Origin of the sequence: Massilia solisilvae, assembly GCF_024753215.1 — a bacterium.
In the GTDB taxonomy this organism is placed as follows: Bacteria; Pseudomonadota; Gammaproteobacteria; order Burkholderiales; family Burkholderiaceae_D; genus Telluria; species Telluria solisilvae.
On the sequence record NZ_JANUGV010000001.1, the window covers coordinates 1,274,967 to 1,300,692 of the forward strand.

Consider the following 25,726-nt stretch of genomic DNA (forward strand, 5'->3'; position numbering starts at 1 on the left):
TTGTTGAATAATAGAAATTGAACGGGGACAAATATGAGTGAGCTGGCAGCAGCCCAAGGCGATGGGGAATTCCTCGCCTTTGCACTGGGCGGGGAAGAGTACGGGGTCGCTATCCTGAAGACGCAGGAGATACGCGGCTATGACGCGGCGGCGGTGACACGGATCGCCAATGCGCCCGACTACATCAAGGGCGTGATCAACCTGCGCGGCAGCATTGTTCCGATCGTGGACATGCGCATTCGGCTGAACCTTGGCAGCGCCACCTACGACCAGTTCACCGTGGTCATCATTCTCAACATTCGCGGACGCGTGGTCGGCATGGTGGTCGATCGCGTGTCCGATGTCATTGCCTTGTCACACGAGCAGATCAAGCCGGCGCCGAGCATGGGCACGGCCTTGAATGTCAATCATCTTCTCGGCATCGGTACGCTGGACGATCGGATGGTCGTCCTGCTCGACATCGATGCGCTCATGTCGGCCACCGACATCGGGCTCATCGAAAAGATGGCCGCTTGAGCCCCCGTAAGGGCGCACCGCGGGAAGAAGTGACAGCAAACATGTTGGGAACGAAATGAACGCAATACATGCAGATGGCAGCAATGGGCATCCGGTTGCGATGTCCAGGAAGATCCGTATCGGTACCAGCCTCACCTTCGTGCTGGTGGTGCTGGTCACAGTCATGGCAGTCGGCAACCTGGTTTCATGGAACAGCCTGCGCAGCACCGCCGATTCTGTCCTGGCCTTGAGCGCGGTGAACGACGAGGTGCAGGCGGTCAATGGCGCGTTCGCCGCAACCCAGCGGGCTCGGGTGTCGCTGGCCGGCACCCAGAGCGCCGCGCGGGTCGGCAATGAGGCGGCGGCGAAGGATTTGATGAAGACCGTCGGGGTCCGCCTGGAACAGGGCGAAAAGCTGATCGACAGCTTCGCCAAGATGCCGCGCGCCAGCGCACAAGACCAGGAACTGGCGCAGAAACTGGTCTCGACCTACCAGGCGCTGAACGCCAGCGTGCGCGCCGAGCAGGCAGCCGTGCTGGCCGGCGATACCGCGGCCTACGATCAAATCAGTTCGGTGCGCAGCATTGCGGCGTCGCGCAGCTTCAACAGCGAACTGGACAAGTTCGCCAAGCAAGCGACCGCACGTGGCGACGAGGCAGAAGCCGGCGCGCATCAGAAGGTAGCCCAGCTTCAACGAGTCATGATGGGCAGCATGGTGCTGGCGGTGCTGCTCGCGGTGTTGGCACGCTGGGCGCTGACCCACATCGTACAACGGCCGCTGAAGGAAATCGGAGAGCACCTCGACCGCATGGGCAGCGGCGACCTGACATCGTCGATCGACTGGCGTTCGAACACCGAGATCGGCACGCTGTTCGCGGCGGCTGGCCGGGTCCAGCAAAACCTGGCCCGCGTGATCGGTGCGGTGCACACCTCGGCCGTGTCGGTGAGCGCCGCGTCGCAGCAGATCGCATCGGGCAACGCGGATCTGTCGGCGCGCACCGAATCGCAGGCGAGCTTCCTGGAAGAGACGGCGTCGTCGATGGAGGAACTGACCTCGACGGTCAAGCAGAACGCAGACAACGCCAAACAGGCCAACCAGATGGCAGCGGCGGCCTCCGAGGTCGCGGTCAAAGGCGGCCAGGTTGTATCGCAAGTGATCGACACGATGGGATCGATCAACGCGTCGTCCAAGCAGATTGTCGATATCATCAGTGTGATCGACGGCATCGCGTTCCAGACCAATATCCTCGCGCTCAATGCGGCAGTGGAAGCGGCGCGCGCCGGCGAGCAGGGAAGGGGCTTTGCAGTCGTGGCCACCGAGGTGCGCAACCTGGCCCAGCGCTCCGCCTCCGCCGCCAAGGAAATCAAGGAGCTGATCAGCAATTCGGTCGGCCAGGTGGATGCCGGTTCCAGGCTGGTGGACCAGGCGGGCACGACGATGGATGAGGTCGTCCGCAGTATCGAACGGGTGACCCGGATCATGTCTGAGATCACTGCGGCGAGCAGCGAGCAGGGCGCCGGCATCGAGCAGGTGAACCAGGCGCTCTCGGAAATGGACAACGCGACGCAGCAGAACGCGGCGCTGGTGGAGGAAGCCGCGGCGGCGGCCCAGTCGATGCAGGACCAGGCGGTAGCCTTGCTCGAGACGGTCAAGGTATTCAAGCTGGCGGCCGGGCAGCAGGGGCTGGCGTTGCCGGCGGCCCAGGCCGCATCGGCGCGCCCGTCGACTCCGCGCGTTGCGGGACAGGCCAGGCCAAGGCTTGTCAAGGCGTCGGCCGGTGGCGAGTGGGAAAGTTTTTGATCCCGGCGCGGGCGCGCGCGGCGTGCCGGCGTCGCCCCGCTCTTATCACTTCCATGGCAAGCCCAGGCGGGGGTAAGCAAAGCAAAGGAAACAGGCGGTGATTGCATCTTTTCTAAGGTTCCTGCGCGGGAAAGCGCGCAGGGCGCCGCCAGCGCAACCTGGAGCGGAGCTGGCGGCGCTGCGCGCACAGATAGGGGCGATGCAGGCGCGCTTCGACCTGATCCGCCAGGCGACCAGCGACGGCCTGTGGGACATGGAAATTTGCAGTCCCGATCCGATCGACGGCGACAACCCGTTCTGGTGGTCCGACCAGTTCCGGCGCCTGCTCGGGTATAGCGACGAGCGCGATTTTCCGAACGTGCTGCGCAGCTGGTCGTCCCGGTTGCACCCGGACGACGCCGGCCCCACCCTGGTGGCCTTTGCCGCCCACGTCCATGACCGGACCGGCAGGACGCCGTACGATGTGACGTACCGGCTGAAGTGCCGCAACGGCGAGTACCGATGGTTCCGCGCCCAGGGCAAGACCATTCGCGCACCCGACGGTACCCCGCAACGGGTCGCAGGCGCGCTCACCGATCTCACCGACCGCAATGCCATCCTCGGGCTGAAGCGCTTTTCCGAGGATATCATCGCCAACCTTCCGGTCGGACTGATCGTCGCGGACGAGAGCCTGCGCATCATCCGGGTCAATCGCGCCTTCCTGGAAATCTTCGGCATGCAGCAGGAGGGCAGCGCGCTCGCGCGCGCGCTCGATGCGGTTTTCCGGAACGATGCGTTGCGCGAGGAGGCCCAGCGCGTCCTCAGGGACGAGTCGACCCGCCAAGGCATCGCGACTGAGTGGGGCGGCAAGCGCTTACGGGTTGCGCTGGCAGGAATCCGCGACGCGGAGGAACGGCGCCGCTTGCTGGTGATGACCGAGGACGTGACCGAGAAGCAGCGGCTGCGCGAGGAAGCGCGCGCGCATGTGGCGCGCCAGCGCGACCAGCTGTCACTGCTGGACAAGGCCACCGACGCCATTCTCGTGCGCGGTATCGACCACCGCATCCAGTTCTGGAACAAGAGCGCGGAGCGGCTGTACGGATGGACGTCGAAGGAGGTGCTGGGGCGGTCCGAGGTGGAACTGTTGTATGACGAGCCGTCCCAGTTCGCCACGCTCACCGACGAATTGCTCGAGCACGACGAATGGCGCGGCGAACTTATGCACCGGCGCAAGGACGGCAGCAGCTTCGCGGTCGAAAGCCATTGGACGCTGGTGCGGAGCGAGGATCACCAGCCGCAATCGGTGCTCGTGATTAACACCGATATCACCCAGCGAAAGGCGACGGCGGAGAAGATCGAATATCTGGCCCTGTATGACATGCTCACCGGGCTGCCGAACCGCAGGCTGTTTGCCGACCGGGTGGAACAGGCGCTCATGAATGCGCAGCGTCATCGGCGCACGCTGGCGGTCATGTTCATGGACCTGAACCGTTTTAAGGAAATCAACGACACGCGCGGCCACGGGGTCGGCGACCAGGTGCTGGTCAAGGTGGCCACGCGGCTCCGGGCAGCGTTGCGCGGTGACGAGACACTGGCGCGCCTGGCAGGCGACGAATTCGTGGTGGTGGCCCAAACCGACGACGCGCACGCGGGCATCCTCATCGCGGAGCGGCTCGAACAAGCGCTGACCGATCCGGTCGTCACCAGCGGCGGGACCTTTTCCGTTGGCGTCAGCATCGGCATCGCCTTCTATCCCAGCGACGGCACCACCAGCGAGGACCTGCTCAAGTGCGCCGACATTGCCATGTACCGCGCCAAGGCAACCGGGGCGGGCCACATCTGCTATCGGCCTGAGATGGGCTCGGAGCTGGCCGAACGGATGGAGCTGGCCAGGAAACTCCAGCGCGCGCTGAGCGAGGATAAGCTGGAGCTGCATTACCAGCCGAAGGTATGCCTTCGCACCGGCAAGCTGGTCGGCGCGGAGGCGCTGTTGCGCTGGCATGATCCGGAACGGGGGTGGATCAGTCCCGCCACGTTCATACCGGTGGCCGAGGCGCGCGACATCATCGGCGTGCTCGGCAAGTGGGTGTTGCGCCAGGCGTGCCGCCAGCTGAAAGCATGGCAGGACGCGGACCTCGCGTCCCCCGGACGGCTCGCGGTCAACGTCTCCGCGCGCCAGCTGGACGAGGCAGGCGTGGCCGACAGCATCCAGGCAATCGTTCGGGAAGAGGGCCTGGCGCCGTCCGACCTCGAGCTGGAGCTGACCGAAAGCGGCGTGATGCATCACGTGGAACGCGCGATCGAGATCATGAAGACGCTCAAGCGCGCCGGATTTGCGCTCACGATCGACGATTTCGGCACCGGCTACTCATCGCTGTCGTACCTGAAGCGCCTGCCGGTGGACAAGCTGAAGATCGACATGGCGTTCGTGCGCGACATGCTCAAGGACCACCACGACCGGACGATCGTGACGACGATCATCGGCATGGCGCGCAACCTCGACCTGGACGTGATCGCGGAGGGTGTGGAAGAGGCGGCACAGGCGGACACCTTGCGCGCGATGGGCTGCGACGAGGCCCAGGGTTTCTACTTTGGCAGGCCGGTCACGGCAGAGGTGTTCGCGCAACAATGGCTGACGCCGGCGATGCAGGCTGTCTGCCTGGAGTGAGCGCGTCCTGCCGCCGCGCGGGGCGTGCCGGTGTTGGCGCTATACTGCGCGGATGCGCATTCAGCTTTTCTCCGACATCCATCTCGAAACCGATCCCGATTTCTTTCCCCGGATTGCCGACGACACGGACGTGGTCGTCCTGGCGGGCGATATCGGCTCCTACCAGCAAGGCTCGCGGCTGCAATCGGACGACTTTGGCCTGTCGCGGTTCGTGCCGTCGCGCCCGGGCGTGCGTGTGCTCTTCATTCCGGGTAACCATGAGTTCGACGGGCTCGAGTACGTGCAGGCCTACCAGCGCCTGCGCGAGATTTGCGCGCAGCTCGGCATCCTCTGGCTCGACCGCCAGGTCGTGACGCTCGGCCACGTGCGCTTTGTCGGCACCACCCTGTGGACCGATTTCGATGCGCTGATCCGCGACGAGCCCGACCTGTCGCGCCAGATGAAGCTGCGCACCAAGGCATTCCGCGCGGCCAACTGGTATTTGAGCCGCAATTCGACCTTCGTGGCCGGCGAACCGGTGCTGGCGGAGTCCATTCGCGACATGGCGCTGCAGTGCCAGGACTGGCTGCGCGCGGCGCTGGCCGCGCCGTTCGACGGCAAGACGGTGGTGGTGACGCATCATGCGCCGAGCCTGAAAAGCGCCGACCCGCGCTATGGCCTCACGCCCGGCACCGCCGGCTTCTGCAACTCGCTGGACGATCTGTTCCCGTACGTGGACCTGTGGATGCACGGCCACCTGCACTGCATGAACGACTACCTGGTCGAGGGGCGCGACAACGGCCGCCCGTGGTCCTGCCGCGTGGTGGCCAACCCGCTCGGCTACCAGCGCAAGGGCGAGCAGGCAGCCTTTCGCGAAGACCTGGTCATCGAGCTGTAGCCCGGTTCATTCCACCGTCAGCGCCAGGTCGCTGCCGGTCGTTCGTTGGATCAGGCAGGCCGGTTGGATGCCAAGTCCCAGCCGCCAATTGTGCTGCCGCCGGTTCTCGCGAGGAAAGGGTGGCGTCCGCTTACTTGTTCAAGATCAATGTTTGCGGTCTACGCTTCACTACATTGAACTTTTACGTTCAATCAAGTAGAGATGCCATGAAAATTATTGGCTGGATTAGAGTGGACGACCAAGCGGCATGCGGCGGAAAAGTGGTCGAGGGCTTCCAGCACTGCACAGGCCGGGGAGTGCCCTACGCTTACCAAGGCGCTCAAATGGCTTGCAAAAAAAAATGCAAGATCGTCGAGGGGTTCGCCCGCCGCACTTTGAACGGCCAGCAATTTGTTATCCACGGCATGAAAACGAGCGGCGGCTGCCCCCTCGTCTCGACGCTCAACGACATCGACGGCGTGAGCAACGAACACGGCGAAGAGGCCCCAACTCGGTTTGTCCTGAACGATGCCGGGGAGTGGGCAGGCAAGACAAATGAAGGCTATGAGCATCAATTCTTGCTAACCGATGAGCAGACCGGGCGGGCGCTGCCGAATCGCCATTACCGGATGACATTCAAGGGTACGGTCACGGAAGGTAAGAGCGACGCTGAAGGAAAAACGGAAAAGGTCATCTCGGATGATCCCGCCGAGGTGAAGATCGAGATTCTGCCCGAGGGCCACACCGGGACGATCAAATGATCCCCGCAATTGTCGTTGTGAGCGTGACCGCTGCCTTAACGCTAAAATCCGACTCTAAAGGGCCACTTAAAATTGCAGTCAACAAACCGCGAGGCACCGTTTATTGGGGAGGTGCCGGGCTGAATGGTCCTTATATCGCAGACCAGGTCGCGGCATTCCAGGAGAGCGGCATCAAGCATGTGTGGGTGGGCAAGCGCACCATTGGCGACATACCGGACGCTGTCCGCTCTGCCATCGAGCTAAGGTATGAACGCGATCCCGGGGACCGCTATTGGATGGTTGAGGGCATGGAAAAGATTGCTGCCGAACAGTTCAATCTGATCGGCTACTCGTATGGATCGTTAATGGCAGCTCAGACAGCGCACGTTTATGCAAGCAATGGATATATTGTCGATCATTTGGCCCTGATCGCCTCCCCGATTGACGGCGATTTCCTCAGTCATCTGCAGAGTAATAAGAACATCAAGAAACTCATCATTATCAATTTGCGGGAACACGGCGATCCGATATTTGCTGGAATCTCCCAGTGGAGGTTGCTCCTCGCAAAGTCTAAGCTTGAGAAGCAAAACGACGACTCTGGCACGACAAGAGGCATCGGCCACTTCTACTACAGACCTGCATCGGAAGAAGGCAGGATGAGGCGCAGGCAGTTGGCAAAATTCCTTTTTGAACAAGGTTTACGATGAAGAGGGCCGCCGCGTTAAGCAATCTCTTGCAAGCGCTTGCGCTGATAGGGAGTGTGGTTATTGCCTTCAATGGCCTGGCATACTCGTATCGCTTGGTCAAATGGGGGTTCGACGAGCACTGGCACTTTACGTACGTGAGCGGATGGGGATTTCCTTTCCTGGCGCACTTGGAATACATCATTCCGGCACTGCTGTTGATAGCGCCGTACTGGCTATTCGTAAGGGCACGCGCGCTGGCGCGATATAAAGCCAGCCGGACGTTGATAAATGCGTTTGTCGCGGCCGGACTGCTTCTGTTTGCGCTTGCTTCGGTTCTGGAATCTTGGCTGGCAAAGAGTTTTCCGTAGGCGAATATGGTGGTCTAATGGCGCAAGCGTTCACGCCGAACTCGGCAGCTACTTGCCGAACCCGGTCACCGTGGTCGATACCGGGTGTACGCAGGTCTTCATCAAGAAGCCAAACAAAGTTGTCATATTCTGGAATGGCTTCTTCTTCGATGCGGTAAGAGTTCCTGATTCGCCTGGCAGACAGCACCGCTAGCGGGTGCAAAAATACGTTGTCACGACCTATTCGATCGTCAGCGCCAGGTCGCGCCCCGTGGTGGCGCTGTGGCCGGCAAAGTCCGCCGCAAAGATCCTGAGCACGTAGTCGCCCGGCGCCAGCGCGTCGGTGTTCCAGCTGCCGGGCGCCACGTTCCCGTCGCGCAGCGTGTTGGTGATGGCATAGGCAAAGCGCGTGAGCTTGCTGCCATAGACGGTGATGCCGCTCTGCGGCGCATACAGCAGCTTGACCGCCTCGCGGCTGCGCGGCAGGCGGTTGTACACCTGGGTGATCAAGGGCTGCTCGAATCCGGCGAGCGGCTTGCCGTCCGCGTCCAGCAACTGGTAGCCGAGCCGGTACAGGCCCAGGCGGCGGCGCGCGAGGTTGTCGTCCATCTGGTCGTAGGCATCGACCACGATCTGCAGCGCGCCGGCCGAACGCGGCACCAGCAGCCGCTTGCCGCGCCGCGCGCGCAGCGGGTGATTGCCGCTGTCGTACAGGGTGACGCTGTCGATGTGCGGGGCGATGCTGTCGCTGATCCCGACGAAGGGCAGGGCGAGCGGATTGCCGTGCGGGCCGCCGGGGTAGTACTCGAGGTGGACGTGCGCCATGCCGTTGACAGTGCCGAGCACCTCGCCCACCGCAAAGCGGGTGCCGCGCCGCACGCGCACCCGCTGCGCCTTGCCGCGCTCGTCCCGCTGCACGTCAAAGCGCGGGTCCAGCGCGCGGCCGCGGGTGTCGCGCCCAACCCGCATGTGCACGTACGACAGGGCTCCGACGCCGATGCCTTCGCTCAGCGTGCCGAAGCCCCAGTTCGCGAGCGGATCGGTCACCTTCGATGGCGCGACCGCCAGCACCGGCTGGCCGACGTCGGCGCGCACGTCCAGGCCCGCGTGGAAGTGGTCGCGGTTTTCGCCATCGTAGCTGCCGCGCACCTCGCCCATCAGTCCCACCACTTCGTGCTTGCCGAACTGCGGGGCGAGCGGCCAGGGCATCGGTTCCGTGCGCGCGGGTTCCGGCGGCGCAGCCTGGGCCGCCGGCGGCTGGTCCGGGCGCGCGGCGCCAAGGCGCTGGATGCGCAGCGCCAGTGCGTCCGCCACCAGCAGGCTGCCATCGCGCTGCAGGGCCAGGCCGCGCGGGCCGTACAGGCGCACCGTGCCGTCGCTGCCGTACTCGGATGCGAGCGCCGCGTCGGCATGGCGCAGCGCGTGGCAGGCGCCATCCGGCGCCAGCTGCAGGATGCGTCCGCCCGAGCTGGCTGCCACGTAGAGATAGCCGTCCCGGGCCAGCGCCAGCCCGACCGGCCGGCGCAGGATGGGGCGGCGTTCGTCCTCGGGCGCGGCGGCAAAGGTGCTGACCATGCCGTCCTTGCCGATCTTGCGGATGGCGTTGTTGCCGGTGTCGGCCACATACAGCGTGCCGTCGCGCGCAACCGCGATTGCGGTCGGCGTGTCGAAGGCGGCATCGCCGGCCGGGCCGTCCAGCTGGCCCGGATGGCCGGCGCCGGCCACCGTGGTGACGCTGCCATCGGGCGCGATGCGGCGAATGCGGTCGTTGTAGGTGTCGGCCACGAACACGTTGCCGGCGCCGTCAACGGCCAGCCCCACGGGGCCGTTGAAGCGGGCCTGGTCGCCCTTGCCGTCGGCAAAGCCTGCCGTGCCGTTGCCGGCGATGGTGCTCACGCCTCCGCCAGGCGCAATGCGGCGGATCGCATGGTTGCCGGTGTCGGCCACGTACAGGTTGCCCTTGCTGTCGAAGGCCAGGGCAGAGGGTGTGTTGAAGGCTGCCTGGGCACCCGGCCCGTCGGCGAAGCCCTCGCGCCCGCCGGCAATCGTGGTCACCGCGCCGTCCGTGCCGATGCGTTCGACGCGGTTGCTGTCGCCCCCATCGGCCACGAACACCGCGCCGTTGGCGTCCACCGCCACGCCGAACGGATCGCTGAAGCGGCTGTCCGCAGCCGCGCCGTCGCCGGCAAGGGTGGAGACGTAGGCCTGCCAGTCCGGCCTGGTGCGCCCGCCCAGCGGGTGCAGCACGGCCTGCAGCGCCCGCTGGCCCGGGCCTGGCGCTTGCCAGGCGCGGTAGGCAAAGATGCCGATGAGCGCGACGAGGATGGCGCCGATGCCGGAGATGATGATTTTTCGGTTCAATTGCCTAGGTGAAACGGAGTGTGAAAGCAGCAAGATTACCCGAAAGGTGATCCGGGCGCCGCCCGGCGGCGGCTCGGGCGACAATCATGGGGGATCAAGCGAACCGGAGTGCACGTTGGAGAAACCGCTCGTCTGCACGATCGGCCATGCGACGCGGCCGATCGAGGAATTCATCGGCCTGCTCAAGGAGAACGGGATTGGCTGCCTGCTCGACATCCGCACGGTGCCGCGCTCGCGCCACAATCCGCAGTTCGACCGCGATACGCTGCCCGGGGCGCTCGCCGCTGCGGGAATCGAATACCGCCACATTGCCGGCCTGGGCGGGCTGCGCCACGCGCGCGCCGATTCGCCGAACAAGGGCTGGCGCAACGCGTCGTTCCGCGGCTATGCCGACTACATGCAGACGCCCGAGTTTTCGCACAATGTCGATGACCTGGTCGCCCTGTCGCAGACGGTGCCGTGCGCGCTGATGTGTGCCGAGGCGGTGCCGTGGCGTTGCCACCGTTCGATGGTGGCCGATGCGCTGGTGGTGCGCGGCATCCCGGTCGCGCACATCATGGGACCGCACAAGCGCAAGCCGCACACGCTGACCCCGTTCGCGCAGGTGGACGGCACGCGCATCACCTACCCGGCGGCGGAGGGCGAGGCCTGAGTCAGTGCGCCATCAGCACCGGGATCGTCATTGCGCGCAACACGGTGTCGGTGGCGCCGCCCAGCAGCAGCTCGCGCAGGCGCGCGTGGCCGTAGCAGCCCATCACCAGCAGGTCGGCGCCGGTTTCGCCGGCCAGCGCGAGCAGGGCCAGACCGGCATCCACGTTGGCATGCCGGACCAGCACCTCGGCCTTGACCCCATGCCGCCCGAGCCAGGCGGCCAGGTCCGCCACGGGATGCACGCCGTCCGGGCTGTCCAGCTGCGGCGGGTCGAACATCGCCACGCTGACCTGCTCGGCGCGCGCCAGGATGGGCAGGGCGCTCGCCACGGCGGCCACTGCCTCGTTGCTGCCGTTCCAGCCGACGAGGGCGCGCCGGCCGACCGGCCCACCGGTGCCGGTGTACGGGACCACCAGCACCGGGCGCGCGCAGTTGAGCACCACGTATTCGGGCAGATCGGCTACGACCAGCGAGGTGGATTCGGCCGGGTCGTTCTGGCTGACCACCACCAGGTCGCAGAACGCGGCGCGGCGCGCCAGGCCGTCCTCGGGCAGGTCGCTGACGAGCTGGCGCTCCCAGCTGGGCACGGCGGCAGAGCGCACGATGTGCTCGAATTCGTCCAGGCAGCGGTTGGCGCCGGCGTAGATCGGATCGAGGTAGCCGTGGATGATGTCACCCGGCGTGCTGGGATACTCCGCACAGACGTGGCGCGAGATGCCGGTGGTGGAGATGCCCACCAGGTGCGCGCCAAAGGTGCTGGCCAGGCGCGCGGCGCAGGCGATGCGGCCGGCGGCGTGCGCGGACGGGTCGGCATGCACGAGGATGGTTTTCCATTCCATTGCCGCTCCCGCTCAGATGACGCGCTGCAGCGGGCGCGTCCGGCCCCGGCTTGCGCAGCAGGCCCGGGTGGCCATGCGCGGGATGCTGGCTCGGGGCGCGGCGAGCAAGGCCTGGTCGATCGCGGGCCGGTGCATGCGCAGGAAACGGGCGAGCAATACGACCGCCTCGCGCGCCAGCACGGCGTCGCCGCTTTCGATGCGAGAGGCAGCCTGGTGCAGGGCGCACAGCACGCGCGCATGCGCTTCGCGGTGCTGGCGCAGCACGCGGCAATTGGTCGCTTCCATCACCTGTTCCTCGGCGCGGAACGACTGCTCGAGGGCGGTTACCAGGTTGATGAAGCACTCGGCCGCTTGCTCGTCGGTGGCGCGCGCGAGTGCGTTCATGCGCTGCGCCACCGCGCGGCGGCCTGCGCTGATTGCGGCCGCAAGCGGCCTTGCGTTGGTGGGTGATGCCGGCAGTTCCATTTGCGCCCTCATTCCAAAGGGGTTAGAAGGCGCGCGCGCGGCCGGGTTCCACGCTCATGATGCGGCGGCGCCGTGGGCGCTGGCGGCGGAAAGAATCGAGCGGTTGCGCCCGCTTCCCTTGGCGAGGTAGAGCGCGTCGTCGGCATCCTTGAGCAGGGACTCCCAGTCGCCCGTTGCCGGATGGAGCACGGCGACACCGATGCTGATCGTGAAGGACAGCGTGCCCTTGCCGCTGTCCACGCGCTGCGTCTCCACGCTCCTGCGCATGCGTTCGGCGCAGGCCATTGCTTCCTCGGCGCCGGTTTCGGGCATGATGCAGACGAATTCCTCGCCGCCGAAGCGCCCCAGCAGGTCGGCCTCGCGCAGGCTGCCCATGCAGGTTTTCACCAGATGCCGCAGCACGTTGTCGCCGGTGGCGTGGCCGTACAGGTCGTTCACGCGCTTGAAGTGGTCGATGTCGATCATGGCGACCGCCAGCGGGTGGGTATGGCGCCGGGCCAGGGCAACGGCGCGCTGCCCCAGTTCGGCCAGGTAGCCGCGGTTGGCGGCGCCGGTAAGGCTGTCGTGGCGCGCGTTGTGCAGCAGGCGCTGCTCGGAACGGAAGGCCTGGCGCCGGAAGGCCCCGACCACGACCATGATGGCGGCGGCCAGCGCCACGGCAAACCCGTAGAGCAGCGCCGAATTGATCAGGCCATACGGCGACAGGCTGGCCGCACCCAGCACCAACAGCAGCAGCGACGGCACCAGCAGGATGCGCACGAAGGCGGCGCCGGTGAGCGCCACCAGTGGCACCAAAAATACCGAGGCGGCAATGCCCGCCAGCCCGAGCAGGATGCCGTTGGGCAGCAGCGAGGCGGCGACAATCATTGCGCTCGCGTGCGTGGCATAGACGAAGCCGGCGCGCTGCACTGCGCTCCAGCGCAGACGATGCTGGCGGTAACCGACCGAGCCGAGCAGCACCAGGGCGATGCGCACCGGGGCGGTGAGGGCGACCCTGCCCGGCGCGATCCAGTAGTCCCACAGCACGAACAGGATCACGGTGGCGCCGAACAGGGCGCCGCAGGCGGGCAGCATGTTGGCCACCGTTGCATTGTGATGAGTTTCAAGCGCATGCTCGTCGTGCTCGGGCAGGCGCTCGCCCAGGGGTATGCCGAACGGCATGATGCCCTCCTGCCGGTCCATGCGTGAGAGACCATGTCGGCGGCGGTGAGTTCGGACCGTCCTGCTGCGCGGCCTCAGGCGTTTGTCATGGCGGGGGCGTGCGTGGTACGGTATGCTGGTTGGGTGAGTGAAGGGCAGGCAATGGCAGAGGGCAGGCTGGAACAGCAGGCGGCGCTGGTCGGGGCGCTGGTTGCGCAATTGCGTGCGGCCGGGGCGCCGGTGGCGCTGTACGAAACCCACGTGTCATGGGTGCTCGTGGCCGGGGCAGACGCGTACAAGATCAAGAAGGCGCTCAGGCTGGAGTTCCTCGATTACGCCACGCTGCCCTTACGCAGGCACTATTGCGCGCAAGAAGTCGCGCTGAACGCCGCGCTTGCGCCCGGCTTGTATCTGGGCGTGGCCGAGATCGGCGGCACCCCGGCAGCGCCACGGCTTGGTGCCGCGCCCGCGATCGAGGTGGCGGTGCACATGCGCAGCTTTCCGCAGTCCGCCTTGTGGAGCGAGCGGGTGGCGCATGGCCAGCTTGGGGTAGCCGAGATCGACCAGTTTGCGGCGCTGCTGGCGCGGTTCCATGCTGGCGCTGCGCGTGCCCCGTCCGGTTCGCCGCTGGGCGAAGCCGCGGCCATCGCGCGGGCCGGGGAGCGCAACGTGGACGAGCTGCTGCCGCTGGCCGGGGACAGTGCGCAGGTGGAACAGCTGGGCCGGTGGCGGCGGGGCGAAGCAGCGCGGCTGGCGGGGTGCTTTGAACAGCGGCGGCGCGGTGGCGCGATCCGCGCCTGCCATGGGGACCTGCATTGCGCGAACATCCTCACGCTGGACGACAGGGTGATGGCGTTCGACTGCATCGAGTTTGACGACGCGCTGCGCTGGATTGATGTGCTGCACGACCTTGCCTTCACGCTGATGGATTTGCGCCAGCGTGGCCAGGCGCGGCTGGCGGCGCGGCTGCTGAACGCTTATCTGTCGGAGGGCGGCGACTACGCGGGGCTTGCGGTGCTGCGCTACTACGTCGTCGAGTGCGCGCTGGTGCGGGCCAAGGTCGCCCTGTTGCGCGCGCGGCAACGCGAACCGCGGGCCGGCGAGGCGGGGCGCCTGCTCGACACTGCACTTGCGGCGGCCACTGCGCGGCGCGGGGCGGTGATCGTCATGCATGGATATTCGGGCAGCGGCAAATCGAGCATTGCGCGCGAACTGGTCGAGGAACTGGGCGCGGTGCAGATTCGGTCCGATGTCGAGCGCGGCCGCACGGCGGGCGTCGAGCCGCACTGCTACGACCGTGCAAGCAGCGACGCGGTCTATGCGCGGCTGCGGGGGCTGGCCGGCGCGGTGGTGGAGGCGGGTTATCCGGTGATCGTCGATGCATGCCATCTTGCGCGGGCCGAGCGCGATGCCTGCGCCCGGCTGGCGGACGAACATGGTGTCCCATGGGTCATCGTGGACGTGCAGGCCAGCCCGGCAACGATGCGCGCGCGCATTGCGCAGCGGCGGGCAGCGGGGCATGACCCGTCGGAGGCGGACGAGGGCGTGCTCGCGCTGCAGCTTGGTGGCGCCGAGCCGCTGGACGCGCCGGAGTTGGCGCGCACGGTGGTGGTCGATAGCGAGGAGGTCGGCGCCGTTGGAAGGCTGCTGGCAGACATGCAAAGCTTGCTGGCGGCCTGACCCGCACGCATGAGGCATAGGGTGGGGCATTGCGCCCACGCGTCCAACGACAAGTTGCTGTGCCGATCAATGTGCGCTGGCCGGTCCGCGTTGGCTGAACGCGTGGGCAGGAGAACCTGCCCACCCTACGCCACCTCGGACGTCGGCGGGACCGATCGGGGCCGCTGTGCTGCTCCATTTTTCACGCCGCGAGCCGGACGTGCTCCTCCGCCAGCTGCAAATACTGCCCCGCGCGCCGCATCCAGTGCGGCGAATGCCGAAACCGTTGGTCCAGCAGGTGCCGCGCGGCGATCAGTGCGCGGGTGCTGGCGCGGCAGCTCTGGTAGAAGTGCAGCAGCGCGCCCGGTACGGCGTCGCCGGACAGCGCGGCATATTCCTGCAGCAGCGTCTGGCCGGCCATGCGCGACCCCAGACGCTCACACTCCATCGCCAGGAACGCAAGCTCGTCGGCCGGATCGCCCAGGCGCAGCATGCGCGAGAACTCCAGGCAGTCGATCACCGCGACCGGATCGCCAAGGAAGACGTGTTCCGGCCGCAGGTCGCCATGGCCTTCGATAATGCAACCGGAGAGAACCCGTTGATCCAGCAGCGTTCCCAGCCGGTCCAGCGCCGCGTGCTGGTCGCGTGCGAGCTGGCGCACGTGGCCGGACGGCAGCCCGTACAGCGGCGAGGCCAGTCCGCGGCGGTTCGCTTCGATCTGCAGGCGAAACCGTTCGCGCCAGGCGGCACGGTCCACCGCTTCCGGGTCCAGGCTGCGGTAAAACGCCACCAGGCGCGCGGCCAGGCGGCGCAGGTCGCCGTCGGCCAGCGTGCCGTGCACGAGGGCGTAATCAAGCATGCGCTCGGCCGGCAGCCGCCGCATGCGCACCAGCCAGTCCACGACGCTGCCGCGGCCGTCGATGCCCAGGTGGCCGCGCCGGTCGCAGGTGAGGGTGGCCAGGCCCAGGTAGATGCCGGCCGCCAGCCGCTCGTTCAGCTTGACTTCGGCCAGGCAAAAGCGGTGGCGCGCGGTGAGGGTGCGAAAGTCGAGCAGCTCGTGCCGCACCGGCTTTTTCAGTTTGTAGACGTGATGGTCGAGCAGGAACACCCACGACATGTGGGTTTCGAGTGCCTCGACCCGGAAGGTGGGTTCGGGGTAGTTGCCCGGCGCACGCAGGAAGGCGACCTTCGCTTCGAGCCCGGGCGTGGTGCGGTGTGGGGGCGGCCCGCAGGCGGGCCGCGCCCGGTTCACTGGCTTGCTGCGGCCGAGCTCTCCGGCACGTGCAGCTTGCCGTTCTCGGCGCGGGGCCGCAGCACCATGACCGGGATCGTGGAGTAGGCCAGCACGTTCTGGGTGACGCTGCCGGCCAGCAGCTTGGACAGCCCGCGGCGGCCGTGCGAGGCCATGAAGATCAGGTCGCAGCCCTGTTCCTTGGCCACGTGGATGATTTCGTCGGCCGGCGCCATCGACACCGCGGTCAGCGCCGTGCATTCCAGGCCGGCGGCACGGGCGGCTTTGGCCACCTTGTCCACGGTCTGCTGCGCCAGTTCCTGCAGGGTGCGGGTTTCGAAACCGGGGTCGATCACCATCGCGCCCTCGGCGGCGGGGACCATCGGATACGGTTCGGCGATCGACAGCGCGACGATCTGCGCATGGCACAGGCGGGCAAAGTCGATGGCGGAGGTGACGGCCTGGTTGGACAGTTCCGAACCGTCAGTGGGGACGAGAATCTTGTTGTACATGGTTGTGTGCTCCTCGAAAGTGCCTAGCCAGTCTGTGCGCCGTGTCACGGGAAGTCCTTGATGTACGTCAAATCCTCCATTGCTGCAAGCGCGGCTGCAGGCCGGTCAAAATCGAAAGCCGCGCCCGGGTGGACGTGGCATCCGAACATAACAGGAGAGCAACATGGCCACCAACCTGACCCGGTTCGACCCGATCGGCGAACTGCGCCGCATGACGCCGCTGCGCGCCTTCGAGGACATCTTCAGCGACCTGGCTCCGCGCGGCGGCGCGCGCGACCTGCAGGAAATACCGATGATCGGGCTCGACGTGTCCGAGAACGACCAGGCCTACACGGTGCGCGCCGAAATCCCGGGTGTCAAGAAAGAGGACATCAAGGTCGAGGTGCAGGGCAACCGCGTCTCGATCAGCGCCGAAACCCGGCGCGAGGACCAGCAAAAGCAGGGCGAGCGCGTGGTGCGCAGCGAGCTGTACTATGGCCAGCAGCAGCGCACCTTCATGCTCGACCAGGACGTGGACGACGCCAAGGCGAGTGCCCGGTATGTGGACGGCGTGCTGGAGCTGAGCTTGCCCAAGAAGGCGCCCGGCGGGGCCAGCAAGGTGCAGGTGAGCTGACCGGGTCCGGCTCTACAAGCCCAGCCTGCCCGGGCGCTCGGCGAGCCGCTTGCGGCCCGGCGCGCTGGCCGGGCCGGGCTGCGCGAGCGCCATTGCGGACAGGCGCGAACGGCCCTTGACGCCCTGCACCAGGGCCAGGTACCCCACCAGCAGCACGGGCAGGGCCAGCCAGTACAGGGCTGGCAGGGGCACGAAGCCGAGCACCGGCGCCAGCGGCGAGCCTGGCAGCCACAGGCCGAGCAGGCAAACCAGCGTGGTGGTGGCCAGCAGGGCGTTGCTGGGACGGCTCTGGACAAAGGGCAGCTGGTCGGTACGGATCACGTGCACCACCAGCGTCTGCGACAGCAGCGACTCGACGAACCAGCCCGTCTGGAACAGCGCAGGGTGGCTGCCCGCACCCAGCACGAACCACAGCAGGCCGAAGGTGGCGTAGTCGAACAGCGAGCTCACCGGCCCGAGCACGAACATGGCGCGCCGGATGTCCGCCGTATGCCAGCGGCGTGGCTGGCGCAGGAAGGCGGCATCGACCCGGTCGCTCGCCAGCGCCGTCTGCGACACGTCGTACAGCAGGTTGTTGAGCAGGATTTGCAGTGGCGCCATCGGCAAGAAGGGCAGCAGCAGGCTGGCGCCGACCACGCTGAGCATGTTGCCGAAGTTGGAACTGGCGCTCATGCGCAGGTATTTCACGATGTTGCCGAAGACGCTGCGTCCCTCGAGCACGCCGCGTTGCAGGGCCACCAGATCCTTTTCGAGCATGATGATGTCGGCCGACTCCTTGGCGATACCGGCCCCGCTGTCCACCGAAATGCCCACGTCCGCGCTCTTGAGCGCAATGCTGTCGTTGATGCCGTCGCCCAGGTAGCCGACCACGTGGCCGGCGTCCTGCAGGGCGCGGATGATGTCGGCCTTCTGCTGCGGCGTCACCTTTGCGAACACCGAGCCGGCTTCGGCACGGGCGGCAAGCCGGGCCGGGGCGATGCCGTCCAGCTCGTGGCCAAGCACGGGCGCCTGCACCGCCAGCCCGACGTGCCGGCACACGCTGTAGGTCACGGCGTCGTTGTCGCCGGTCAGCACCTTGATCGCGATGCCGGCCTGTTCCAGCGCGCGCAGTGCGGCGGCGGCGGTTTCCTTGGGCGGGTCGAGAAAGGCAATGTAGCCGGCCAGCACCAGGTCGCGCTCGTCTTCGGTGGTGAGGGTGTGCGGCCCGGGCGGCAGTTCGCGCACCGCGACCGCGATCACGCGCATGCCGTCTTCGTTCAGGCCCCGCACCACGTCCGCCAGCACGGCGCCATGGGCCGTCTCCAGCGGCCGGCGGTCGTCGTCACGCTGCACGAAGCGGCACGCCGCCAGCACTTCCTCCACCGCGCCCTTGCAGATCAGGAGCCGCTCGCCGTTCGGGCGCGCCAGTACCACCGACATGCGCCGCCGCGCAAAATCGAACGGCAGCTCGTCGACCTTCACGTAGCCGGCGCCCTGGCGCAGGTGCTGCACCTGCGCGTGCTCCAGCACGGCCAGGTCGAGCAGGTTGTGCAGGCCGGTCTGGTGGAAGCTGTTGAGCCAGGCATATTCCAGCACGCGCTGCGAATCGTTGCCGTCGATGTCGACGTGCCTTTCCAAAATGACGCGGTCCTGGGTCAGCGTGCCGGTCTTGTCGGTGCACAGCACGTCCATGGCGCCCAGGTTCTGGATTGCGTTCAGGCGCTTGACGATCATGCGTTGCCCGGCCATGTCCAGCGCGCCGCGCGCCAGGTTGATCGTGACCACCATCGGCAGCAGCTCCGGCGTCAGCCCCACGGCCACCGCGACTGCGAACAGCAATGCTTCGAGCCAGTTGCCCTTGTCCAGGCCGTTGACCAGGAACACCAGCGGCATCATCACCAGCATCGCCCGCAGCATGAGCTGGACGAAGCGGTCCATGCCGCGGTCGAAGTCGGTGAGTTCGCGCGCGCCGGCGGCAGCGGCCGCGATTGCCCCAAAGCTGGTGCGCCGGCCGGTGATCGCGACCACCGCGGTGGCGCTGCCCGACAGCACGGTGCTGCCCATGAAGGCGATGTTGGGCAGGTCCGGCAGGCTGTCCGGCGGTCGCTCGACAGGGACGGCGAATTTTTCCACCGGCATCGATTCGCCGGTGAACGCGGCCTGGCTGACGAACAGGTCGCGCGCCTCCAGCAGCCGCAAGTCGGCCGGCACGCTGTCACCGGCGGACAGCAGGACCACGTCGCCCGGCGCCAGGCTGGCCAGGGCTTCCTCGTGCGGCTGAGCCTGGCCATCCGGGCCGGGCCGCAGGACGGTGGCGGTGGTGCGCACCATCGCAGCCAGCGCCGCGGCTGCTTTGTCGGAGCGGTATTCCTGCACGAAGGTCAGCAGCGAAGACAGCACGACGATCACGGCAATTACCAGCGCGGGCAGGGCCTGGCCACTGATCACGTTCAGGATGGCCAGGCCAAGCAGCAGCAACGACAGGGGACTGGCCAGCACGCGCACAAAGCGCAGCGCGGCACCCAGGCGCGGCGCGACCGCAACGTCGTTCGGACCGTACAGCGCGAGCCGGCGAGCGGACTCGTCCACCGTAAGACCCGCGCGTGCGCTCGACAAGGCCGCCAGAGCCGACTCGGGCGCAAGCCGTGCCAGCTCCGGCAAGGCCGGCACCGGTGCGGCCCGGCCGGGGCCGGGCGGCGCAGGCGCGCGCATCTAGGGCGTGATCGCGACCTTGAGCACGCCGTCGCGCTGCGCGCCGAACAGGTCGTAGGCCTGCTCGATGTTGGACAAGCGGAAGCGGTGCGTGACCAGCGGCTTCAAATCCAGCCGGCGCGCACCGATCACATTCATCAGCCGGCGCATCCGTTCCTTGCCGCCGGGGCAGAGCGTGGTCACGATCTTCTGGTCGCCCAGGCCGGCCGCGAAGGCGTCCATCGGCAGCGCCAGCTTGCCCGAGTACACGCCCAGGCTCGACAGGATGCCGCTTGGCTTGAGCACGCGCAGGCAGCTTTCGAAGGTCTGCTGGGTGCCCAGCGCCTCGATGGCCACGTCCACGCCGCGCCCGCCGGTTTCGCGCATGATCTCGGCTACCGGGTCGGCGCGGTGGAAATCGATCAGGTGATCTGCGCCCAGCCGCCGCGCCATGTCGAGCCGCGCGTCGATCCCGTCCACCGCAAAGATCCGCGTGGCGCCGCGCAGGCGCGCGCCGGCGGTGGCGCACAGCCCGATCGGCCCTTGCGCGAACACGGCCACGGTGTCGCCGAGCCGGATGCGCCCGCTCTCGGCGCCGCCAAAGCCGGTGCTCATGATGTCCGGGCACATCAGCACTTCCTCGTCCGACAGCTCGTCCGGCACCGGCGCGAGGTTGGCGTTTGCGAATGGCACCACCACGTACTCGGCCTGGCAACCGTCGATGGTATTGCCGAAGCGCCAGCCACCGGTGGCGTGGCCGGTGCACTGGGCCTGGTGCCCGTCGAGGCAGAAGTTGCATTGCCCGCAGGGCGTGATGGCGCCGGCGATGACGCGCTGGCCGACCTGGATGCCGTTCACGCCCGGCCCCAGCTCGGCCACCGTGCCAACCAGCTCGTGGCCGATGGTGCGCCCCGGGTCAACCCGGTATTCGCCCTTGAGGATGTGGATGTCGGTGCCGCAGATGGTGGTGGTCGTGACCTTGACCAGCGCCTCGCCGGGGCCCGGCCTGGGCACGGGCTTTTCGTCGAGCACGATGCGGCCGGGGCCGCGGAACACCGCTGCTTTCATCATGCGCATGGTGGTCTCCTGTTCGGTGGGCGGAGCGCATATGGTTTCGACCCGGTGTGTGCGGCGAGGTTTGCGCGCCGGTTTGTGCCGGGTCAAATGCTGGACGCAGCGCCTGCATAGGCTTGACACCTGCATGCCACGGAGGGGCGATGGAGCGAGCGGCGTCGGCGCTGCTGACGGACCTGTACCAGCTGACCATGCTGCAATCGTACCACCGCAGCGGCATGCATGCGCCGGCGGTGTTCGAATTCTTCGTGCGCAGCCAGGGGCCGCGCTCGTTCCTCGTGGCCGCCGGCCTGGAGCAGGCGCTCGACTACCTCGCTACACTGGCAGTCGAGCCGTTTGAAGTGGAGCAATTGCGCGCGCTCGGGCGCTTCGATCCCGGGTTCCTCGCTGCGCTGGCCGGCTTGCGCTTTACCGGCGACGTCGACGCGGTGCCTGAAGGCACGATCGTGTTCGCGGGCGAGCCCTTGCTGCGCGTGCGCGCGCCGCTGCCGCAGGCCCAGCTGGTCGAGAGCAGGATCGTCAACCTGTTGCATTACCAGACCATGGTCGCCTCCAAGGCGGCGCGCTGCGTGCTGGCCGCGCGCGGCAGGCGGCTGGTCGATTTCGGCATGCGCCGTTCGCACGGGGCCGAAGCCGCGCTGCTGGCCGCGCGCGCCACCTGGCTGGCCGGCTTCGACGGCACGGCGACGCTGCAAGCCGGCCTGCGCCTGGGCATTCCCGTGTTCGGCACGATGGCGCACTCGTTCGTGCAGGCGCACGCCAGCGAGCAGCAGGCATTCGAGGCCTACGCCCGCGCCTGCCCGGAGCATGTCACCTTCCTGATCGACACCTACGACACCGAGGCCGCCGCGCGGCTGGTGGCGCAAATCAGCCCGGGCCTGGAGCGCGCCGGCGCGCATGTGGAGGCGGTGCGCATCGACAGCGGCGACCTGGGCGCGTGCGCGCGCCGCGTGCGCGCCATCCTCGACGAGGGCGGTTGCCCGCACATCGGCATCTTCGCCAGCGGCAACCTGGACGAGGCGCAGGTCGATGCGCTCGCGCGTGCCGGTGCGCCGATCCAGGGCTATGGGGTCGGCACCCGCATGAACACTTCGGCCGACGCGCCCTACCTGGACTGTGCCTACAAACTGGTCGATTACGCCGGCCGGCCGACCTTGAAGCTCTCGTCCGGCAAGGCTACCTGGCCGGGTGCCAAGCAGGTGTTCCGGCGCCACGGGCCGCGTGGCGCGATGCTGTCGGACCTGGTCGCGCTCGAGGGCGAGCAGGACAGCGGATTGCCGCTGCTGCAGCCGGTGATGCGCGCCGGCCGCCGCATCGACGCGCAAGGCGGCTTGCCGGCCGCGCGCGCGCTGCTGCGCGCCCAGCTCGATGCGCTGCCGGCGCCGCTGCGGCGGCTTGACGAAGTGGCTGCGTACCCTGTCATCGTGTCCGACGCCCTGGACGCGCTGGCGCGGCAGGTGCGCGCGAGCCTGAACCCGGCGCCGCGGCAGCCTGCGCACGGCTGATGTGGCGCAAGAGCGGCCGGGCGCGGCACCCTAAGCTGTGTCCATCGCCGAACCGGCTGTCCCGTCATCCCATGCTCACCGATACCTTGCAACTCTTTGTGTTGAATGCCAGCCGCCAGTTCGGCGAGCAGGTCGCGCGCTGGCTCGGGGTGGCGCCGGCCGCGCACGAAGAGCGCGAGTTCGGCGATGGCGAGCACAAGGCGCGCGCGCTCGACAACGTACGCGGCAACGACGTGTTCGTGGTGCAGTCGCTGCACGGGGATGGCAACTTCAGCGTCAACGACAAGCTGTGCCGGCTGCTGTTCTTCATCGGCGCGCTCAAGGACGCGGCCGCCGCGCGCGTCACGGCCGTGGTGCCCTACCTGGCCTATGCGCGCAAGGACAGCAAGACCAATCCGCGCGACCCGCTCACGCTGCGTTACATCGCCACGCTGTTCGAGGCGGTCGGCACCGATGCGCTGCTCACGCTCGACGCGCACAACCTGGCGGCCTTCCAGAATGCCTTCCGCTGCGGCACCGAGCAGCTCGACGGGGCGAACCTGTTCGCCAAGCACTTCATGCCGCTGCTGCACGACAGCGAGGTGGTGACGGTGTCGCCGGACACCGGCGGCGCCAAGCGCGCCAACCGCTTTCGCAAATGCCTGGAGGCGGGCCTGGGCAAGCCGGTCGGTACCGCCTTCTGCGAAAAGTATCGCAAGGCCGACAAGCTCACCGGCGAACTGCTGGTGGGGGAGGTGGCGGGCAAGACCGCCATCCTGTACGACGACATGGTCAACAGCGGCCACACGCTGGCGCGCGCCGCCCAGGCCTGCCGCGAGCAGGGCGCCACGCGGGTGTTCGCCGCCGCCAGCCACGGGCTGTTCAGTCCGGGCGCGGCGCACGTGCTCAATGGCGCGGGGCTCGATGCGGTGGTTGTGACCGACAGCGTGGCGCCGTTCCGCCAGGACCAGAGCCTGCCCGAGCACCTTACCGTGCTCAGTTGCAGCGCGCTGTTCGCGGAAGCCATCCGGCGCATGCACAACGGCGGTTCAGTCTCGGAGCTGTCGGCATGGTGACGCCACTTGCGCCACCCCGGGTGAGCGTGATCCTGCCAACCTACGGCCACGCGCACTTCATTTCGCGCGCGCTCGACAGCCTGCTGGCGCAGTCGCTGGCCGAATGGGAGGCGATCGTGGTGGACGACGGCGCGGATGAGGACACTGGCCTGGCGGTCGAGCCCTTCCTGGCCGATGCGCGCATCCACTACGTGCGGCGCGAGCTCAACGGCGGGCTTGGCGTCGCGCTGAACACGGGCCTGGCGCAGGCGCGCGCGCCGCTGCTGGCCTACCTGCCGACGGACGACGTGGTGTACCGCGACCACCTCGCCCGGCTGGCGGCCTGCCTCGACGACGAGCCCGACGCCGTACTCGCATTCTCTGGCGTGCGCCATCATTACAACCGCTACGCCATGGGGCCCATTCACGGCAGCTGGCTCCAGCTGGTGCAATGCATGCACCGGCGCACGACCCTGCGCTGGACCGAGCGCGACGAGCTGGAGTCAGATGACCTTGAACGGCTGTTCTGGGGCCGCCTGCGCGCGCTCGGGCGCTTTGCCGGCACCGGGCAGGTCAGCTGCGAATGGGTGGACCACCCGCTGCAGCGGCACAAGCTGATGCAGGAACCGCTGGGTGGCATCAATCCGTTCCGCGCCTTCTACCGCGTGAGCCAGCCACTGCGGTTTCACACCAGCTGCGGCAACGCCATCGACGAGGTGGAACAGTACCGCACCCAGCGCCTGCGGCCGCCGTCCACGCCATCGCCGGACGGCCTGACCATCGTGCTGGCCGGAGAACTGGCGTACAACGCCGACCGGGTGCTCGCGCTGGAGGAGCAGGGGCACCGGCTGTACGGGCTGTGGACGCGCGCGCCGTACTGGTTCAACACCGTCGGCCCGCTGCCGTTCGGCCACGTCACCGAGCTGCCGCAGCGCGGCTGGCGCGAGGCGCTGGCGCGCATTCAGCCCGACATCATCTACGCCCAGCTCAACTGGCAAACGGTCCCGTTCGCACACGAGGTGCTGATGGCCACGGCCGGCATCCCCTTCGTCTGGCACTTCAAGGAGGGCCCGTTCATCTGCCTGGAAAAGGGAAGCTGGCCCCAGCTTGTCGAGCTGTACCGCTACGCCGACGGCCGCATCTTCAGCAGCCCCGAAATGCGCGACTGGTTCGACTCCGTGGTGCCCGGGCTGTCCAGCACCCGTCCCTGCCTGGTGCTGGACGGCGACCTGCCCAAGCGCGACTGGTTCACGGAAACGCGTTCGCCCTTGTTGTCCGCTCAGGACGGCGAGGTGCACACGGTGGTGCCCGGCCGGCCCATCGGCCTGCACCCGCCCACGGTGGCCGAGCTGGCGCGGCACAAGGTGCACCTGCACTTCTACGGCGACTTTACGCACGGCCAGTGGCGCGACTGGATCGCCCGGGCCACACAGCTGGCGCCTGGCTACCTGCACCTGCACGCCAACGTGGACCAGGCGCGTTGGGTGGAAGAGTTCTCGCGCTACGACGCCGGCTGGCTGCACGCCTTTGCCAGCGACAACGGCGGCGAACTGCGACGCGCCAACTGGGATGACCTCAACTATCCGGCGCGCATCTCCACACTGGCGGCGGCCGGTTTGCCGATGATTCAGCGTGACAACGAAGGCGCGGTGGTCGCCACGCAGGCGCTGGCGCGGCGCTTCGGCCTGGGCCTGGCATACCGCTCCATTGACGAGCTCGGCGTCATGCTGCACGACGGCCAGCGCATGCGCCAGTTGCGCGAGCAGGTGTGGTCGCAGCGGCTGCAGTTCTGTTTTGACACCCATGTGCCGGCGCTGGTGGCGTTCTTCCGAAGCGTGATCGCGCTCGCGGAAGCCGGGCCGCGCCGGCCGGCTTGAGCAGACGGTAGCGGCCGGCACCCGGCGGTCGCAGTCGGTGGCTGGCGGTGGCTGGCGGTGGCTGGCCCGGCCATGCTGGTCGCAGCGCGGCCGCGCGCACTGCTCGACGATGGCGGGTGGCACGCCGCGCCATAGCTTCGCGTGGGGCCCTGTTGAAAGTGGGACTAATCCGACGCCATCAGCACCTCTGCGGCCGGTTGCGCGGCCGGGTGCTGGACGTCTGCTTGACGCGCGTGGGTATCGGGCGTCGCGGGAGAGGCGGACACCGGGGTGGTTGGTGCAGGGTGTGTCCGTTTGACAAGTTTTGCGTCCGCCTGCCGGGCGTCCGTGCGCGCGGCTGTGGCCTGCGGCGCTTGAGCGGTTCTTGCCGCCTCTTGCCTTTGCTGCTCCAGCACCTGCGGGATCGCAGCGCCGGTCAGCACGCCGAACGGGGACGCGATGGCGCAGGCGGGCAGGGCGAGCAGCAAGGTGGCAAGACGCGCTTTCATGTCATCTCCGGGGTTTGCAACTGGAAATATTAATC

At 67.6% G+C, this 25,726-nt stretch carries 22 protein-coding genes; 13 read left to right on the forward strand and 9 right to left on the reverse strand.

All coding sequences use genetic code 11. The features are described 5' to 3' along the window. Window positions 1-33: 33 nt before the first annotated feature. The 7 genes from NX773_RS05795 to NX773_RS05830 all read left to right on the forward strand — a co-directional run bounded on the left by NX773_RS05795 (window position 34) and on the right by NX773_RS05830 (window position 7,593). Window positions 34-516: a chemotaxis protein CheW gene (locus NX773_RS05795; protein ID WP_258855373.1), complete on the forward strand. Its 483-nt coding sequence runs from the start codon at window positions 34-36 to the stop codon at window positions 514-516. Between the two features lie 55 nt (window positions 517-571). Beyond that, window positions 572-2,296, forward strand: a complete 1,725-nt coding sequence (locus NX773_RS23505) for a methyl-accepting chemotaxis protein (protein WP_307728438.1) — start codon at window positions 572-574, stop codon at window positions 2,294-2,296. Between the two features lie 97 nt (window positions 2,297-2,393). Further along, complete coding sequence (locus tag NX773_RS05810) at window positions 2,394-4,943, forward strand: bifunctional diguanylate cyclase/phosphodiesterase (protein ID WP_258855374.1); 2,550 nt, start codon at window positions 2,394-2,396, stop codon at window positions 4,941-4,943. A gap of 52 nt (window positions 4,944-4,995) precedes the next feature. Continuing rightward, the gene (locus tag NX773_RS05815; RefSeq protein ID WP_258855375.1) at window positions 4,996-5,820 is read left to right on the forward strand and encodes a metallophosphoesterase; all 825 of its coding nucleotides are present in this window, start codon (window positions 4,996-4,998) and stop codon (window positions 5,818-5,820) included. Window positions 5,821-6,026: 206 nt separating this feature from the next. Next, a complete protein-coding gene (locus NX773_RS05820; protein WP_258855376.1) occupies window positions 6,027-6,560 on the forward strand; it encodes a PAAR domain-containing protein in 534 nt (177 codons plus the stop codon). After that, window positions 6,557-7,246: an alpha/beta hydrolase family protein gene (locus tag NX773_RS05825; RefSeq protein ID WP_258855377.1), complete on the forward strand. Its 690-nt coding sequence runs from the start codon at window positions 6,557-6,559 to the stop codon at window positions 7,244-7,246. Before NX773_RS05820 ends, NX773_RS05825 begins: the two co-directional genes overlap by 4 nt. After that, window positions 7,243-7,593, forward strand: a complete 351-nt coding sequence (locus tag NX773_RS05830) for a hypothetical protein (protein ID WP_258855378.1) — start codon at window positions 7,243-7,245, stop codon at window positions 7,591-7,593. Before NX773_RS05825 ends, NX773_RS05830 begins: the two co-directional genes overlap by 4 nt. Window positions 7,594-7,812: 219 nt before the next feature. Here the strand turns inward: NX773_RS05830 and NX773_RS05835 are convergent, their stop codons facing one another. Beyond that, window positions 7,813-9,933: a gluconolaconase gene (locus NX773_RS05835; protein WP_258855379.1), complete on the reverse strand. Its 2,121-nt coding sequence runs from the start codon at window positions 9,931-9,933 to the stop codon at window positions 7,813-7,815. A gap of 115 nt (window positions 9,934-10,048) precedes the next feature. Here NX773_RS05835 and NX773_RS05840 point away from each other — a divergent pair, with 115 nt between their 5' ends. Continuing rightward, on the forward strand, window positions 10,049-10,585 hold the full coding sequence (locus tag NX773_RS05840; RefSeq protein ID WP_258855380.1) for a DUF488 domain-containing protein: 537 nt from the start codon (window positions 10,049-10,051) through the stop codon (window positions 10,583-10,585). Window position 10,586: 1 nt separating this feature from the next. Here the strand turns inward: NX773_RS05840 and NX773_RS05845 are convergent, their stop codons facing one another. Genes NX773_RS05845 through NX773_RS05855 form a run of 3 tightly spaced genes read right to left on the reverse strand, consistent with a single transcriptional unit; the run spans window position 10,587 to window position 13,049 of the window. Further along, entirely contained in the window at window positions 10,587-11,423 is an 837-nt protein-coding gene (locus NX773_RS05845) for a universal stress protein (protein WP_258855381.1), read from the reverse strand. Window positions 11,424-11,435: 12 nt separating this feature from the next. Further along, a complete protein-coding gene (locus tag NX773_RS05850; RefSeq protein WP_258855382.1) occupies window positions 11,436-11,888 on the reverse strand; it encodes a hemerythrin family protein in 453 nt (150 codons plus the stop codon). Window positions 11,889-11,942: 54 nt separating this feature from the next. After that, window positions 11,943-13,049: a GGDEF domain-containing protein gene (locus NX773_RS05855; RefSeq protein WP_258855383.1), complete on the reverse strand. Its 1,107-nt coding sequence runs from the start codon at window positions 13,047-13,049 to the stop codon at window positions 11,943-11,945. A gap of 141 nt (window positions 13,050-13,190) precedes the next feature. Between NX773_RS05855 and NX773_RS05860 the strand changes: the two genes are divergently transcribed. Beyond that, complete coding sequence (locus tag NX773_RS05860; protein WP_258855384.1) at window positions 13,191-14,708, forward strand: bifunctional aminoglycoside phosphotransferase/ATP-binding protein; 1,518 nt, start codon at window positions 13,191-13,193, stop codon at window positions 14,706-14,708. Between the two features lie 181 nt (window positions 14,709-14,889). Here the strand turns inward: NX773_RS05860 and NX773_RS05865 are convergent, their stop codons facing one another. Both NX773_RS05865 and NX773_RS05870 read right to left on the reverse strand, forming a co-directional pair. Beyond that, window positions 14,890-15,939 carry a hypothetical protein gene (locus tag NX773_RS05865; RefSeq protein WP_258855385.1) on the reverse strand — a complete coding sequence of 350 codons (1,050 nt, stop codon included), beginning with the start codon at window positions 15,937-15,939 and terminating at the stop codon, window positions 14,890-14,892. Continuing rightward, a complete protein-coding gene (locus tag NX773_RS05870) occupies window positions 15,936-16,430 on the reverse strand; it encodes a universal stress protein (RefSeq protein WP_258855386.1) in 495 nt (164 codons plus the stop codon). The genes NX773_RS05865 and NX773_RS05870 overlap by 4 nt, the downstream gene beginning before the upstream one ends. 163 nt (window positions 16,431-16,593) lie before the next feature. Between NX773_RS05870 and NX773_RS05875 the strand changes: the two genes are divergently transcribed. Beyond that, the gene (locus NX773_RS05875; protein ID WP_258855387.1) at window positions 16,594-17,043 is read left to right on the forward strand and encodes an Hsp20/alpha crystallin family protein; all 450 of its coding nucleotides are present in this window, start codon (window positions 16,594-16,596) and stop codon (window positions 17,041-17,043) included. A 12-nt stretch (window positions 17,044-17,055) separates the two neighbouring features. On the opposite strand, the gene mgtA is transcribed toward NX773_RS05875, so the two are convergent. Both mgtA and NX773_RS05885 read right to left on the reverse strand, forming a co-directional pair. Beyond that, window positions 17,056-19,734: a magnesium-translocating P-type ATPase gene (gene mgtA / locus NX773_RS05880; protein WP_258855388.1), complete on the reverse strand. Its 2,679-nt coding sequence runs from the start codon at window positions 19,732-19,734 to the stop codon at window positions 17,056-17,058. Continuing rightward, window positions 19,735-20,790, reverse strand: a complete 1,056-nt coding sequence (locus NX773_RS05885; RefSeq protein WP_258855389.1) for an alcohol dehydrogenase catalytic domain-containing protein — start codon at window positions 20,788-20,790, stop codon at window positions 19,735-19,737. Window positions 20,791-20,930: 140 nt separating this feature from the next. Between NX773_RS05885 and NX773_RS05890 the strand changes: the two genes are divergently transcribed. The 3 genes from NX773_RS05890 to NX773_RS05900 all read left to right on the forward strand — a co-directional run bounded on the left by NX773_RS05890 (window position 20,931) and on the right by NX773_RS05900 (window position 25,203). Continuing rightward, window positions 20,931-22,292: a nicotinate phosphoribosyltransferase gene (locus NX773_RS05890; RefSeq protein WP_258855390.1), complete on the forward strand. Its 1,362-nt coding sequence runs from the start codon at window positions 20,931-20,933 to the stop codon at window positions 22,290-22,292. A 71-nt stretch (window positions 22,293-22,363) separates the two neighbouring features. Continuing rightward, entirely contained in the window at window positions 22,364-23,347 is a 984-nt protein-coding gene (locus NX773_RS05895) for a ribose-phosphate diphosphokinase (RefSeq protein WP_258855391.1), read from the forward strand. Beyond that, window positions 23,341-25,203 carry a glycosyltransferase family 2 protein gene (locus NX773_RS05900; RefSeq protein ID WP_258855392.1) on the forward strand — a complete coding sequence of 621 codons (1,863 nt, stop codon included), beginning with the start codon at window positions 23,341-23,343 and terminating at the stop codon, window positions 25,201-25,203. Before NX773_RS05895 ends, NX773_RS05900 begins: the two co-directional genes overlap by 7 nt. A gap of 164 nt (window positions 25,204-25,367) precedes the next feature. Here the strand turns inward: NX773_RS05900 and NX773_RS05905 are convergent, their stop codons facing one another. Next, a complete protein-coding gene (locus NX773_RS05905; RefSeq protein ID WP_258855393.1) occupies window positions 25,368-25,691 on the reverse strand; it encodes a hypothetical protein in 324 nt (107 codons plus the stop codon). Window positions 25,692-25,726: the final 35 nt, after the last annotated feature.

What these genes read in the sequence shown, in the direction of transcription:
- NX773_RS05890 (WP_258855390.1), top strand. Translation starts at nt 20,931, where the DNA reads ATGGAGCGAGCGGCGTCGGCGCTGCTGACGGACCTGTACCAGCTGACC.
- NX773_RS05830 (WP_258855378.1), top strand. Translation starts at nt 7,243, where the DNA reads ATGAAGAGGGCCGCCGCGTTAAGCAATCTCTTGCAAGCGCTTGCGCTG.
- NX773_RS05820 (WP_258855376.1), top strand. Translation starts at nt 6,027, where the DNA reads ATGAAAATTATTGGCTGGATTAGAGTGGACGACCAAGCGGCATGCGGC.
- NX773_RS05795 (WP_258855373.1), top strand. Translation starts at nt 34, where the DNA reads ATGAGTGAGCTGGCAGCAGCCCAAGGCGATGGGGAATTCCTCGCCTTT.
- NX773_RS05860 (WP_258855384.1), top strand. Translation starts at nt 13,191, where the DNA reads ATGGCAGAGGGCAGGCTGGAACAGCAGGCGGCGCTGGTCGGGGCGCTG.
- NX773_RS05875 (WP_258855387.1), top strand. Translation starts at nt 16,594, where the DNA reads ATGGCCACCAACCTGACCCGGTTCGACCCGATCGGCGAACTGCGCCGC.
- NX773_RS05905 (WP_258855393.1), bottom strand. Translation starts at nt 25,691, where the DNA reads ATGAAAGCGCGTCTTGCCACCTTGCTGCTCGCCCTGCCCGCCTGCGCC.
- NX773_RS05900 (WP_258855392.1), top strand. Translation starts at nt 23,341, where the DNA reads ATGGTGACGCCACTTGCGCCACCCCGGGTGAGCGTGATCCTGCCAACC.
- mgtA (WP_258855388.1), bottom strand. Translation starts at nt 19,734, where the DNA reads ATGCGCGCGCCTGCGCCGCCCGGCCCCGGCCGGGCCGCACCGGTGCCG.
- NX773_RS05845 (WP_258855381.1), bottom strand. Translation starts at nt 11,423, where the DNA reads ATGGAATGGAAAACCATCCTCGTGCATGCCGACCCGTCCGCGCACGCC.
- NX773_RS05850 (WP_258855382.1), bottom strand. Translation starts at nt 11,888, where the DNA reads ATGGAACTGCCGGCATCACCCACCAACGCAAGGCCGCTTGCGGCCGCA.
- NX773_RS05825 (WP_258855377.1), top strand. Translation starts at nt 6,557, where the DNA reads ATGATCCCCGCAATTGTCGTTGTGAGCGTGACCGCTGCCTTAACGCTA.
- NX773_RS05885 (WP_258855389.1), bottom strand. Translation starts at nt 20,790, where the DNA reads ATGCGCATGATGAAAGCAGCGGTGTTCCGCGGCCCCGGCCGCATCGTG.
- NX773_RS23505 (WP_307728438.1), top strand. Translation starts at nt 572, where the DNA reads ATGAACGCAATACATGCAGATGGCAGCAATGGGCATCCGGTTGCGATG.
- NX773_RS05895 (WP_258855391.1), top strand. Translation starts at nt 22,364, where the DNA reads ATGCTCACCGATACCTTGCAACTCTTTGTGTTGAATGCCAGCCGCCAG.
- NX773_RS05815 (WP_258855375.1), top strand. Translation starts at nt 4,996, where the DNA reads ATGCGCATTCAGCTTTTCTCCGACATCCATCTCGAAACCGATCCCGAT.
- NX773_RS05855 (WP_258855383.1), bottom strand. Translation starts at nt 13,049, where the DNA reads ATGCCGTTCGGCATACCCCTGGGCGAGCGCCTGCCCGAGCACGACGAG.
- NX773_RS05870 (WP_258855386.1), bottom strand. Translation starts at nt 16,430, where the DNA reads ATGTACAACAAGATTCTCGTCCCCACTGACGGTTCGGAACTGTCCAAC.